Here is a 13,092-nt window from a genome sequence, read left to right on the forward strand (position 1 = left end):
CCAACTAGTCGACTGGTCTAATTCGGGTGATCGAGACAAGCCCAACTTCAGCAACCCCAGGAGTTTGCACATGCCCCAATCAAAGCTAATCAATCGGCGCGTCGTTCTGGCCTCACGTCCCCACGGTGCGCCTCTCGAAGCGAATTTTCGCATTGAGCAAAGCCCCATTCCTGAGCCAGCAGAAGGGCAGGTTCTGTTGCGTACCGTTTACCTCTCACTTGACCCTTACATGCGTGGTCGCATGAGTGATGCACCGTCCTATGCTGCGCCGGTGGAAGTCGGTGGAGTGATTGTGGGTGGCACTGTATGCCGTGTGGAGGCTTCGAAAAACCCGGCCTACAAGGTCGGTGACTGGGTGCTGTCCTTTGCTGGCTGGCAGGACTACACGCTGTCCGATGGAAGCGATCTGACCGCGTTGGGTGAGTCGCCGGCGCATCCTTCTTATGCCTTGGGCATCTTTGGCATGCCGGGCTTCACCGCTTATATGGGCTTGCTCGATATTGGCCGGCCGCAGGCGGGTGAAACCCTGGTGGTGGCGGCGGCCACCGGGCCGGTCGGCGCGACTGTGGGGCAGATCGGCAAGATCAAGGGCTGCCATGTGGTCGGTGTCGCCGGTGGCGCGGAAAAATGCCGGCATGCGGTCGAGGTGCTGGGTTTTGATGCCTGTCTAGATCACCGTGCGCCGGACTTCGCCGAGCAACTGGCCAAGGCCTGCCCGGCAGGTATCGACATCTACTTCGAGAATGTCGGCGGCAAGGTCTTCGATGCGGTGCTGCCGCTGCTCAATACCAAGGCCCGAGTGCCCGTCTGCGGCATTATTGCGCACTACAACGATACCGCTTTACCCAACGGGCCAGATCGTTTGCCTGCTTTGATGGGCAGCATTCTGCGCAAGCGTATTCATGTGCAGGGGTTCATCATTTTTGATGATTACAGCCACCGCTACGACGAGTTCTTTAACGATATGTCGAGCTGGTTTGCGCAGGGCCGGATTAAATACCGTGAAGAATTAGTGAGTGGTCTGGAGGAGGCGCCTAAGGCCTTTATCGGCCTGCTCGAGGGGCGCAATTTTGGCAAGTTAGTGGTTCGCGTCAGTGAGGACTGATTGCCGCTTGTTGGAATAACACAGGTTATTGCTCTGCCAGCTCAAGCTCCTTGCTGGTAGGGCTTTTTTATTTAAAAAATCCAGATTGCTAAGTTACAGGCAATGCCTGCAGGGGGGGGTATGCATAAACCCAGTAAGCGCTCGCATAAAATAAACGCCATGTTCTGGCGTGTAGTGGTTGGTTGTCTGGGGCTTTACCCAACACTCTTGTTGGTGCTGAGTGTATTAGCCCCGCTGACCCGTGATCTGAGTTTCCCGGTAATGGTGCTGGTGGAAGTGCTGGTATTGGTGCCTGTCACCCAGCTTATTTCCTTTCCATTGGCCGGGTGGCTGGTTGCCCGTTTAAGGCGAATAGATTCGTGAGGGCATGACGCTGTTTAAGTCTGCCTCACGTCGCGCACCCACATGATCAAAGCGATAACCAAGGTTGTCGGCATCAACACTTTAAGCAGAGGAAATACCATGCAAACGTTAATCATCAACGGACAGTCGCAGCAGGTTGACGTTGCCCCCGATATGCCTCTGCTATGGGTCCTGCGCGATGTGCTGGGCCTAACCGGAACCAAGTATGGCTGCGGCATTGCCCAGTGCGGCGTGTGCACCGTGCACCTCGATGGCCAGCCGATTCGTTCGTGCGTGACGCCGATTTCCGCCGTGGCGGGCCGCGCGATCACCACCATTGAGGCCATCGGTGAGACGGTCGTGGGCCAAGCCGTGCAGCAGGCATGGCTGGCGCATGAGGTGGTGCAATGCGGTTACTGCCAATCAGGGCAGATCATGGCCGCCACGGCGCTGCTGCAGAGCCAGCCGAAGCCCGATGATCAGGCAATTGATGCCGCCATGGCGGGCAATCTGTGCCGCTGCGCCACCTACACCCGGATTCGCACGGCCATTCACAGTGTTGGCCAGGTTGAGGAGGCGTGAGATGAAAAAGCCTAACGAAGTGACTGTTGATATGTCCCGTCGCCGCCTCTTGCAGGGCAGCGGTATCGCCCTCGGTGGCTTGGTGTTGAGTACCTGGCTACCGCCGCTGGTGGCCAAAAGCGCAGCCGCCGAGGCGGCTGCGGCAGGTCGGCTTGGTGATCACTCCGCGGAGGGTTACGGTGCCTTTGTCCGCGTTGGCCCCGATGGCGTGGTCACGGTGATCTCGCCGAAAATTGAAATGGGCCAGGGTGCGCAAACCGGTATTGCCATGATGGTCGCCGAGGAGCTGGAAGTGCCCCTGGATCAGGTAGTGATCCAGGAAGCGCCACCGAACTCGGCGCTGTATACCGACAGCCTGATGCAGTTTCAGGCCACCGGTGGTTCGACTTCTACTCGTGTTACCTGGGAGCCGCTGCGTCGGGCGGGCGCTACGGCGCGCATCCTGTTGATCCAGGCGGCTGCTCTGCAATGGCGCGTCGCGCCGAGCCTGTGCCATGCGCAGAACGGCCAGGTGCTTGGCCCCAATGGCCTGCAGGCGGCCTATGGCGACTTGGTCGAAGCGGCTGCGACGCTGCCATTGCCCGACGCAGTGCCGCTGAAAACCCCCGAGCAGTTCAAGTTGCTGGGCACCCCCGCGCAGCGTCTGGATACGCCTGCGAAGGTCAACGGCAAGGCGCACTTTACCATCGACCTGCAAATCCCCGGCATGCTGGTGGCCTCCAGTATCACCTGTCCGGTGTATGGCGGGCGGCTGCTCAACGTTGATGACAGTCAGGCGCGACGAGTGCCTGGGGTGCGCGACATCGTGCGCCTGGACAATGCCGTGGCCGTCACTGCGAGCAACTTCTGGGCCTGTCAGCAGGCCATCAGGGCGCTGAAGATCGAGTGGGACCTCGGCCCACATGCCGCGATTGGTTCAGCGCAGTTGGACCAGGAGTTGCTCGCCGCCAGTAGCCGTGATGGCGTGGTCGCCAAGCGCAGCGGCGACATTGAGCAAGCCAAGCAGCAATCGGCCAGCCAGTTCGAAGCGGTTTACGAGCAGGCGCTGTTGTCCCATTCGCCGCTTGAACCCATGAGTTGTGTGGCCCATGTGCGCAAAGATGCCTGCGAGCTGTGGGTCGGCACCCAAGTACCGGTGTTTGCCCAGCAGACGGCCGCCCAAGTCACCGGGTTGCCCGTGGAAAAAATCCAGGTGCACAACCAATTGATCGGTGGCGCATTCGGCCGGCGTCTGGAGTTTGATTTCATCACCCAAGCGGTGGCCATCGCATGCCAGGTCGATTACCCGATCAAGCTGATCTGGAGCCGTGAGGAAGACATGACCCACGACCTCTACCGGCCGCTGTATGCCGACCGTATGCAGGCCGCCCTCGACGAGCAGGGACGGCCGCTGGGTTGGGAGCACCGCATCGCCGGCGCCTCGATTCTCGCCCGTTATGTCGGCAGCTTGCCGCCCAATGGCGTGGATAGTGATGCCGTGGAAGTGGCGGTAGACCCCATCTACAGCCTGGCGCATTTGCAGGTTCGTTATATCCGCCAGGAGCCGAGCGTTGTGCCCGTGTCCTGGTGGCGCGGCGTGGGCCCGCTGCGCGGCACCTATGCCCTGGAGTGTTTTATTGATGAGCTGGCGCACAACGCCAAGGCCGACCCGGTTGCCTACCGCCTGGAACTGATGGCGGAGCAGCCGCGTGCCCAGGCGGTGCTGCGTTTGCTGGCCGAAAAGACTGACTGGAATAAGCCGTTGCCCGCAGGGCAAGGCCGTGGTGTGGCGGTCAGTGCGGTGTTCGGCAGCTATGTGGCGACCCTGGTTGAACTGGAGATGCAGGGCGACTTGGGCATACGCATCAAGCGGCTGGTCAGTGTGGTGGATTGCGGCTTTGCGACTAACCCGACCTCGGTTAAGGCGCAGATCGAGGGCGGCACGCTGTTCGGACTGTCCGCCTCGCTATTCAACGAAATCCTCATCGAAAACGGCCAGGTGCAGCAGACCAACTTCCACAACTACCGGCAGCTGCGCATCAGCGAAGCGCCGGAGGTGGAGGTGCACCTGCTGCCTAGCTTGGAGGCGCCGGGTGGCGTCGGCGAGGCCGGTACTGCGTTGATCGGTCCGGCCCTGGTCAACGCCCTGTTCGCCGCCTCGGGTCAGCGCATCCGTCGCCTGCCGCTGAGCCGCTTCGGCTACTACCCGGTTTAAGGAGCACTTGATGAAATTAATAAGCAACCTACTGACGCTCGCCAGCGCGGCTCTGCTGGCGCAAGCGGCCTATGCGCAAGAGGACTTGCTGGCTAAGGGCGAATACCTGACGCGCGCTGCCAACTGTGTGGCTTGCCATACCGTGTCTGGCGGTCAACCCTTCGCCGGTGGTGTTGAGTTCAAGCTGCCGTTCGGCTCGCTGTTTTCGCCCAACATTACCCCGGACACGCAAACCGGCATCGGTGCATGGACCGATGACGAGTTCGTCAGTGCGCTGCAGACCGGCATTGGCCGTGACGGCAAGCACTACTACCCGGCGTTTCCCTATACCTCCTACAGCAAGATGTCGCGCGATGACATCCTCGCGATCAAGGGTTATCTCGATAGCCTGGAACCGGTCGAGCAAGCACCGCGCGAAAACCACATCGGCTTCCCGTTCAATCAGCGCTGGGGCATGGTTTTCTGGAATTTGCTGTTCCTTAACGATGAGCCATTTCAGGCGGACAGCCAGCGCTCTGCTGAGTGGAATCGCGGCAAATACCTCGTCGAAGGGCCGGGTCACTGCGGCGAATGCCATTCACCGCGCAACCTGTTTCAGGCTGTCAGCAGCGAGCGCTCGCTGGCCGGTAATCTGATCCAGGGTTGGAACGCCTACAACATCAGTGCCGACCCCGTGCACGGCATTGGTGCCTGGCCCACGGACGTGCTAGCTGGCTATTTGAAGGATGGCGCAGCGCCAGGCCTGGGTTTGTCTTCAGGGCCCATGGCGGAGGTGGTGGAAAACAGCTTGCGCCACCTGACTGACGCTGACCGTCAGGCGATTGCAGTGTTCCTCAAGGACTCGCCACCGCGCAGTGAAGGCGTGCCTCGCCCGCAGCAGGTCACGCTTGCAGAACCGGGCAGCGGCAGTGCACTCGGCAACAAGCTGTTCGCCGAAGCCTGCGCCAGTTGCCACCGCTGGGACGGCACGGGCAACCAGAGCCAGACGGCCATGCTGCTGGGCTTGAAGACGGTCAACGATCCGGCCGCCAGCAACTTGCTCGGCATTCTGTTGAGTGGCCACGGCGCCGCCGACGCCCCAGTGAATCGGCGTATGCCATCGTTCGGCAACATTTATACCGATCAAGAGTTGGCCGCGTTGAGCAGCTTTATGTTGCAGCGTTTCGGCGAGAGTGGTGCGCAGGTTTCGGTGCCGGCTGTGGCTAAGCGCCGGACCGAGTCCCTGCATTGAGCGGAGGTTCTGCATGTCGGGCCTGAACACATTGCTGGATGCGCTCCTGGCCGAGCGCGAGGCTGGCCGCGAAGCGGTGCTTGCGACTGTAGTCAAGGTCGAAGGTTCGGCGTATCGGCGGCCCGGTGCGCGCATGCTGGTGTCGCGCTTCGGCCGGCCCGAGGGCACCATCAGTGGCGGCTGCCTGGAGGCGGAAGTGGCGAAAAAGGCTTGGTGGCTGACCGAAGCCGGGCCGGCGCTGCGCAGCTACAGCACCGCAGAGGCGGATGACGCCAGCGAGGAAGCGCTGAGCTTCGGCCTGGGCTGTAACGGCAAGGTTCACGTGCTGTTCGAGCGCCTGCCGGCCGGCCCTTGCGCCTTGGTCGATGCTTTGCTCAGCGTGCGCGACCGCCAGCAGCCTGCGGCCATCGCCACGGTAATCGTCAGCTCGGGCGCGGCTGCGCCACGCTTAGGCGAGCGTTTGTGCTTGATGCCTGGGCAAGAGGCCGCGGGCGAGTTGCTGCGCTCGGTGCTGGTTGAGCAAATCAGCGCCGACCTGCAGCAGACCTTGCTGCGCGGCAAGTCATCCCGTGGTCTCTACCCGAATGGTCTCGGCGAAGTGGAAGTGCTTCTGGAGTACTTGCCGCCGGCGCGGCGTCTGGTGATCTTCGGCGCGGGCCATGATGCCCAGCCGCTGGTGCGCATGGCCAAGCTGTTGGGTTGGCATGTGACGGTGATCGACGGCCGGGCGCACTTTGCCCGGGCCGAGCGTTTTGCCGAGGCTGACCAGGTGCTGGTCGGCGATGTAGAGCAGCCTTTCGATTACCACGAGCTGGTGCGCGGGGCTGCGGTGGCGGTGATGACCCACAGCCTGGTGCAAGACGCGCATTGGCTAAAGGGTGTGCTGCACAGTGAACCCTGCTATGTCGGTCAGTTGGGGCCGCGTGAGCGCACCGAGCGCTTGTTGGCCGGCATCCACGAACAATTGGCTAAACCACAGGACGAGCTGCCGGGGCTGGAATGTTTGCATTATCCGATCGGCCTGGACCTGGGTGGCGACACCCCGGAATGCGTGGCCATGGCGGTGCTGGCGGAAATTCAGGCAGTGCTCAACGGCCGCAATGGCGGCAGCCTGCGCTTCAGATCTGCGAGCATCCATGACAGCGACCCTGTGCTAATGGCTGGCCGGGATCAAACGGATGTTGCGGCAGAAGGTTGTCGGCTGGTGGCCGTGCAGCGTTAACAATTTATCAACCGAGGAACCCATCAGCATGAGTCAAGCCATACGCGTTGTAGCGATACTGATAGCCAAGGCTGGCAAAGAGTCGCAGGTCGAGCAGATTCTGCGCGCCTGTGTGCAACCATCGCGCGCCGAAGACGGCTGCCTGTCTTACGTCCTGAATCGCTGTATTGAACAGGCCGGGCGTTTTGTCTTCGTCGAGCGCTGGGCCAGCCATGAGGCGATAGCGCGCCATCGGCAGATGCCACATTACACGACCATGGCCAATGCCTTGGGCGAGCTGCTAAGCGATCGTCAGGTTTATGTGCTTGAAGCGCTGGCGGAGGACATCGAACCCGCCATTGATCCCCGTACGGGCGTTGTCGAGTGATAGTTGATCGACATGGTCGGCGTTTTCGCAAACTTCGTCTGAGTCTGACTGCCGCATGCAATTACGCCTGCACCTACTGTGTGGCCGATGGCCGTCGCTTGGTGGCCGCACGCGATGAGCTGACGTCCGCGTCGATGCTGCGTGCCGTCGAGTTGCTCAGGGATGTTGCCGGGGTTGAGGAACTGCGCATTACCGGCGGCGAGCCGCTGCTGAGTGACCGGCTGGAGCCCTTTCTGCAGGGCGTAGGTAAGCTGGCGTTGCAGCACATTAGCCTGACCACCAATGGCCAGTTGCTGGCCGGCAAACTGCCGTTATTGCGCAGCGCCGGCATCCAGCGGCTCAATGTGTCCCTCGATACGCTCGACCCGAGTGCCTTCCGCACGATCGCCAAGGGCGGCGACCTGCAGACGGTGCTCAACGGCATTGAGCAGGCGCGCCGAGCCGGCATGAGCATCAAGATCAACATGGTGCCGATGCGTGGTAGCAACCTCGATCAAGTTTTGCCCATGTTGGTGTTCTGCCTTCAGCAGGGCTACGAATTGCGTTTTATCGAACTTATGCGCATGGGCCATCTGGCCCAGAATGCAGAGGCTTTTCGTACCCAGTTCGTCGGCCAGCGCGAGCTGCTGGAGCTTATCGGCGAGCGTTATGCCTTCACCCAGGCTGAGGCGCCGGTAGACTCCACCGCGCTGCGTTATAGCGTTGGCGAGCGCGGGGCGTTCGGCATCATTGCCAACGAAAGCGCGCCCTTTTGCCGGAGCTGCAGCCGTCTGCGCCTGTCGTCTACCGGCAGTTTATACGGATGTCTGTCATCCAATCGCGGGCACTTTATGGGCACGCTGTTGGATCTGCCGACTGAGCAGGCACAGCCGCAGCTCACCGCGTTGCTCGGCCGTGCGCTGGCGGACAAGCAGGACGCTACGTTTACCGGCAGCGCGCTGATTATGAAATCGGTGGGTGGCTGAGGTCGTCCGGCCTGTCGACGTCCCGCAGAATGCCGTGGTCATCGAGCGTCACGGCAATCACCTGTTGCGCATGGCTGGCGATCAAGCCCCTGGCCCCATTCTCGCCTTGCAGTTGCATCAGCTCCGGCCAGAAGCGCCGGCCGAACAACACCGGGTGGCCGCGCTGACCCTCGCAGTAAGCCACGACGATATGTTCAGCGTCGGCCTGCGCTCGCAGTTGCCGCAGGGTGGCGGCAGAAATCCACGGCATATCTCCAAGCAGCACCGCCACCGCAGTGGCCTGCGAGTGTGCCAGGCTCTGGATGCCGGCAGCCAGGCTTGAGCCCATGCCCTGTTTGGCGTGGGCCGCACGTACCAGCTGAACGCCAGGCGGTATAGCCAGGGCCTGGGCATCGTCCTCGGCTTTTAGCACGACTCGAACATCGCTGAAGGCTTCTTGCGTGCGCAGCACTGTTGCGCGTAGCAGGCTGTTGCCGTCGGCCAGCTTGGCGCAGCGTTTGTCGCTGCCGAAGCGCTGCCCGGTGCCGGCGGCGAGTACCAGGCCAATACACTCAGGGTTGCGGCGCGGTTCTGTCATGTTGAAAATCTATGTTGCCCCCTAAAGAAGGTTGGCCGTAGAAGAGCACTTGAAGGGCTTCGCGTCCCTCTCTGGAGTGTGCTGTCTTTTGCGTGTACAGCCCCTGGTTTCAGCGTTGTCAAGTGGCAGTTTTGCTATAGGAGCGTTTTTTCCGCGCACCGCATCACTGGTAATGCTGTTCGATCACTCGAAGCTTCGGATGATCTGATCGTTATTTGGTCAGATTGCTGTTTTTGACATCGGTAAAGACTGAAATCAGTCAGAAATACAAGGGTGTGCAGCCCTAGATTCTTTCTTGCAGCGCCTTGAAGAAGGCATCGATATTCTCATCGTGGCGCTTGTAGTAGGTCCAGGGGCCGATCCGCTGCGATGTCACCAATTGCGCGCGCTGTAGAGCTGCGAGATAAAGCGATGTCGTTGACTGCGAGAGGCCCGTGCGTTCCTGGATGATACTGACGCACACACCTACCGTCTCTGGATCTACCTCCTGCTCGGGAAAGTTTGTCCTGGGATCCTTGAGCCAATTAAGGATGGCTAGGCGCATCGGGTTCGCCAATGCTTTAAGGGCTTCGTTGACATCAATGGTCATAGATTTTTCTATACCTGTTTTTTGCGATATTTAGATATTTTCCTAGTTCGCGTAGAAAATTGGAAGGCGTCTCCGTGACCTCTGCGCGCCCGCCTGTCAAAAAGACTGGCTGCTCTGGACTGAAATCCTATTGCCCTATCAGGCCGGGCTATCGGACGTCTGTGTGTCGAAGTGCGGGATGATGTGCTTGCCAAGTTCCTCGATAACCTCTGCTGCGGGGCGTTTACCGTACTTGAGGTTCAGGATGACGTGGTCCACACCGATTTCCTCAAGCGTATCCAGTAAGGCCCGAAGGTGGTCACGTCCCAGGCGGAATCCAAGATGGATATGCGAGGGCGGCGTGGACGGGTGTTCGTCAAGGTCGATATAAAGCGACTGCAAGAACGGCTTGTAGGTGGGACCACACTGTTTCAATATTTCCTGTCGCCAATCCTCCACGATCAGTCGCTGTATTTTCGGTGGGCGTGGATAGTTGATCCATCCATGGCTTTCGCGCGCGATCCAATCGAGCGACTGGCGGCTGTGTCCGGTTACGAATAGCGGTATTTCACGGGTCGTGGGTTTGGGAATGAGATCGGCCCCCAACAACTCGCCTCCACTCCAGCGAATGGGCTCGAAGTGTGTTCGATGAGCTTGACGTATCACCTCGCAGTTTTCTTGAAAGGCCTCGCCACGCTTTTCGGGATCGATGCTGAATGCGGGAAACTCCACGGGACGATCGCCAGAGGCTACTCCCAGGAGCAAGCGACCTCCGCTCAACTGATCAATGCTTGCTGCGGCCTTTGCCGTGTGCAGGGGATTACGCAGTGTAAGGGCGATGGAGGCCGTGCCTAATGCGATTTTTGTTGTATGGGCGGCCATATATCCCATGTACACCCAAGGGTCGAAAACCTGGCCGACATCGCCGAAGCTTGGGTCCCTGAGTGGGACGTCGCGAAACCAGAGCGCCGAAAAACCAAGCGCCTCTGCACGTTTGGCCAGCGCTACCTGATCTAGCATGCTCGGTGTATCACCTTCGAAAGCCTCTAGGGGAAAGAACAGCCCAAGGCTTAGATGACCCTGCCTGAAGGTTCGTTTGAATCCCCTATGCTCTTGGTAGGGGATCGTGCTCGGTTGGTACATGCTTAACTTCCTCGGTCAGCAAACGCTGAGCCACGCCCCTGAGTTATGGGGCGTGGCATTGAGCGTTTAGGATTTGTAAGTCGGGTAGTCGGTGTAGCCCTTATCGGTACCGCCGTACATGCTGCTTGGATCAACTGGGTTAAGCGGCCAGTTGTTGGCGATACGAGCGGGCAGGTCGGGGTTCGCAATGAAGGGGCGACCAAAAGCGATCAGGTCGCCCCAGCCAGCTTTTATCACGCGATTTCCTCGTTCAGCGGTGTACTTGCCGGCATAGAGAATCTTGCCGCTGAAGGACTTACGAACATCTTCCCGGAACGTCTCAGGCAGCTCGGGGGCGTTTTCCCAATCGGCTTCGGCGAGCGACAGGTAGGCAATGCCCACTTCCTCGAGGATCTTCACGGCCTCGATGTAGGTTTGGTGCGGATCTTCTTCGACCAGACCTAGGTATACGCGGTCTTCGTCTGTGGTCGCGAACAGCGGGGCGAAGCGAACGCCCATGCGCTCCTTGCCGACGACACCAGCAACGGCCAGGGTGATTTCGCGCAGGAAGCGAAGACGGTTCTGCAGCGAGCCGCCATATTCATCATCACGCTGGTTGGTATGGGCCGAAATGAACTGGTTTACCAGGTACCCGTTCGCGCAGTGAAGCTCCACCCCGTCAAAACCTGCGTCCAAGGCATTTCGGGCTGCTTGGGCGTAGAGCTTAACCAGTTCCTTTACCTCCTTGGTGGACAGGGCACGTGGGGTCGATGGGTCGGCCAGTGCACCCGTGCCGGGGCCAGTTTCGATGAACACCTTGACGTTGTCCGCGCGGATGGCTGATGGCGCGACGGGCGCTTCACCACCGGGCTGCAGCGATGTGTGCGACACGCGGCCTACATGCCAAAGTTGAGCAAAGATCACCCCCCCTTCGGCGTGAACAGCGTCGGTGACCTTACGCCAGCCTTGTATCTGTTCTGGGCTATGAATGCCGGGTGTCCAGGCGTAACCCTGTCCCCGGGGTTCGATCTGGGTGCCCTCGGTCACCATGAAGCCAGCACCGCTGCGCTGACGGTAATAGGTGGCCATGAGGTCGTTCGCAATGTTGCCGGGTTGGGAGCTGCGCGAACGCGTCAGTGGCGGCAGTACGATACGGTTCTTGAGGGTGTATGGGCCCAGCTGAGTGGTTTTGAAAAGTTCTGATTGTGTCATTTCATTTACCTGCATATCTAAAATATTGGATGTTGTAAGCTAAAAAACATGGATCAACGAGGTCAGAAGAGCCCGAGCGGTGCTTCGTTGAGGCTGACGTAGATGTTCTTCTTCTGGCTGTAGGCTTCCAGCATTGACTTGTGAGTTTCCCGTCCCAGGCCAGATTTCTTATAGCCACCAAAGGGGGCGTGGGCAGGGATCTCATGGTAGGTATTTACCCACATACGTCCGGTTTCCACCGCGCGTGCCACACGCAACGCCCGGTTGATGTCTTGGGTCCAGACTGCACCCGCTAGGCCGTACTCGGAGTCGTTGGCCATGGCGATGACCTCCGCTTCATCCTTGAAAGGAATGACGCACAGAACTGGGCCGAAAATTTCCTCGTAGGCGACGCGCATATCGTTGCGAACACCGACCAGAATCGTTGGCTGGATGAAGAAGCCGGCATCGTAATCGGCACCTGTAAGACGACCGCCGCCGATCAGTACCTCGGCACCTTCCTCTTTGGCGATATCGACGTAGCCGAGGATCCGTTCCATCTGGGTCTTGCTGACCTGTGCGCCCATCATGGTGTCCGGGTTCAATGGGTCACCCACACGCACAGCTTCGAACTTATGCTTGAGCTCAGCCAGGAATCGCTCGTAGATGGATTCGTGAACGAACAGCCGAGCGCCGGATTCGCAGACTTGGCCTTGGTTCCACAGGATGGCGAGGACTGCGCCTTCCACGGCCTTGTCCCAGTTCGCATCGGGGAAAACGATGTTGGCCGACTTGCCGCCCAGTTCAAGGGTGGCGGGAATTATTTTCTTCGCTGCCGCATTGGCGACGAGTTCGCCGACACGCGTCGAGCCGGTGAAGGCAAGCTTGCGTAGGTCCGGATGATCCAGTAACGCCTGTCCAACTGTGGTGCCTAAGCCTGTGACGATGTTGACCACGCCGGCCGGAAGTACCTTGGCGAAGATCTTCGCTAGTTCAAGGATGGTTACCGGGGTCAGCTCAGAAGGTTTGATAACTACGGTGTTACCCGCCGCGATGGCTGGAGCGATCTTCCAGGCGGCCATAAGAAGCGGGAAGTTCCACGGAATCACTTGGCCCACGACGCCGAGGGGTTCACTGAGAGCGATGCTGAGTGTTTGCTCATCCAGCATGACCGCCTCATCCGATTGGCTGCGGATTACGCCAGCGAAGTAGCGGAAGTGATCAATCGCCAGTGGGATGTCGACGGAGCGACTTTCACGAATGGGTTTGCCTACATCAAGGGTTTCCAGAACCGCGAACCGATCGGCATCGGCTTCCAGTAGGTCGGCGATCTTCAACAGCGCATTGGCGCGTTCCGCTGGTGAGGTGGTACGCCAGGTCACGAAGGCGCGCTGTGCGGCCTGCACCGCGCGGTCGACGTCGGCAGCTGTGGCGTTTGGAATGTTGGTGAGAATTTTTCCGTTGGCGGGGTTGATAATGTCGAGGGTTTCACCGTATTCGGCCGTAACCCACTGGTTGTCGATAAACAGGCCGTAACAGCTGTCGGGAAGGTGATTCGGATGGGTATCGCTGGAATCTTTCATGGGGTACCTCATGAGGTGCCTAGGGTGGTTTACGAATTCAGGC

General features: G+C 59.7%; 13 protein-coding genes. 8 read left to right on the plus strand and 5 right to left on the minus strand.

The window, feature by feature from the left end:
- Positions 1-70 precede the first annotated feature (70 nt).
- The 8 genes from ACYRGX_RS08100 to ACYRGX_RS08135 all read left to right on the plus strand — a co-directional run bounded on the left by ACYRGX_RS08100 (position 71) and on the right by ACYRGX_RS08135 (position 8,008).
- Complete coding sequence (locus ACYRGX_RS08100) at positions 71-1,105, plus strand: NADP-dependent oxidoreductase (RefSeq protein WP_010487136.1); 1,035 nt, start codon at positions 71-73, stop codon at positions 1,103-1,105.
- 120 nt (positions 1,106-1,225) lie between these two features.
- Positions 1,226-1,468: a hypothetical protein gene (locus tag ACYRGX_RS08105; RefSeq protein ID WP_100857915.1), complete on the plus strand. Its 243-nt coding sequence runs from the start codon at positions 1,226-1,228 to the stop codon at positions 1,466-1,468.
- Positions 1,469-1,567: 99 nt separating this feature from the next.
- Positions 1,568-2,029, plus strand: a complete 462-nt coding sequence (locus ACYRGX_RS08110; protein WP_010487142.1) for a (2Fe-2S)-binding protein — start codon at positions 1,568-1,570, stop codon at positions 2,027-2,029.
- 1 nt (position 2,030) lies between these two features.
- Positions 2,031-4,223 carry a xanthine dehydrogenase family protein molybdopterin-binding subunit gene (locus tag ACYRGX_RS08115; RefSeq protein WP_103463263.1) on the plus strand — a complete coding sequence of 731 codons (2,193 nt, stop codon included), beginning with the start codon at positions 2,031-2,033 and terminating at the stop codon, positions 4,221-4,223.
- A gap of 10 nt (positions 4,224-4,233) precedes the next feature.
- Entirely contained in the window at positions 4,234-5,454 is a 1,221-nt protein-coding gene (locus ACYRGX_RS08120; protein ID WP_010487144.1) for a cytochrome c, read from the plus strand.
- A 13-nt stretch (positions 5,455-5,467) separates the two neighbouring features.
- Positions 5,468-6,676: an XdhC family protein gene (locus tag ACYRGX_RS08125; protein ID WP_103463262.1), complete on the plus strand. Its 1,209-nt coding sequence runs from the start codon at positions 5,468-5,470 to the stop codon at positions 6,674-6,676.
- 28 nt (positions 6,677-6,704) lie between these two features.
- A complete protein-coding gene (locus tag ACYRGX_RS08130; protein WP_037010846.1) occupies positions 6,705-7,043 on the plus strand; it encodes a putative quinol monooxygenase in 339 nt (112 codons plus the stop codon).
- Positions 7,040-8,008: a GTP 3',8-cyclase MoaA gene (locus ACYRGX_RS08135; protein ID WP_103463261.1), complete on the plus strand. Its 969-nt coding sequence runs from the start codon at positions 7,040-7,042 to the stop codon at positions 8,006-8,008. Before ACYRGX_RS08130 ends, ACYRGX_RS08135 begins: the two co-directional genes overlap by 4 nt.
- Here the strand turns inward: ACYRGX_RS08135 and ACYRGX_RS08140 are convergent.
- The 5 genes from ACYRGX_RS08140 to ACYRGX_RS08160 all read right to left on the minus strand — a co-directional run bounded on the left by ACYRGX_RS08140 (position 7,986) and on the right by ACYRGX_RS08160 (position 13,049).
- Entirely contained in the window at positions 7,986-8,585 is a 600-nt protein-coding gene (locus tag ACYRGX_RS08140; protein WP_024765057.1) for a nucleotidyltransferase family protein, read from the minus strand. The genes ACYRGX_RS08135 and ACYRGX_RS08140 overlap by 23 nt on opposite strands.
- A gap of 283 nt (positions 8,586-8,868) precedes the next feature.
- Positions 8,869-9,174, minus strand: coding sequence for an ArsR/SmtB family transcription factor (locus ACYRGX_RS08145; RefSeq protein ID WP_010487150.1), 306 nt, complete (start codon positions 9,172-9,174; stop codon positions 8,869-8,871).
- 138 nt (positions 9,175-9,312) lie between these two features.
- Positions 9,313-10,296, minus strand: a complete 984-nt coding sequence (locus ACYRGX_RS08150) for an LLM class oxidoreductase (RefSeq protein ID WP_103463260.1) — start codon at positions 10,294-10,296, stop codon at positions 9,313-9,315.
- Between the two features lie 66 nt (positions 10,297-10,362).
- The gene (locus tag ACYRGX_RS08155; protein WP_010953422.1) at positions 10,363-11,487 is read right to left on the minus strand and encodes an alkene reductase; all 1,125 of its coding nucleotides are present in this window, start codon (positions 11,485-11,487) and stop codon (positions 10,363-10,365) included.
- A 62-nt stretch (positions 11,488-11,549) separates the two neighbouring features.
- Complete coding sequence (locus ACYRGX_RS08160; protein ID WP_024765054.1) at positions 11,550-13,049, minus strand: aldehyde dehydrogenase family protein; 1,500 nt, start codon at positions 13,047-13,049, stop codon at positions 11,550-11,552.
- Between the last annotated feature and the right edge of the window lie 43 nt (positions 13,050-13,092).

This window comes from Pseudomonas sp. R4-15 (assembly GCF_055768815.1).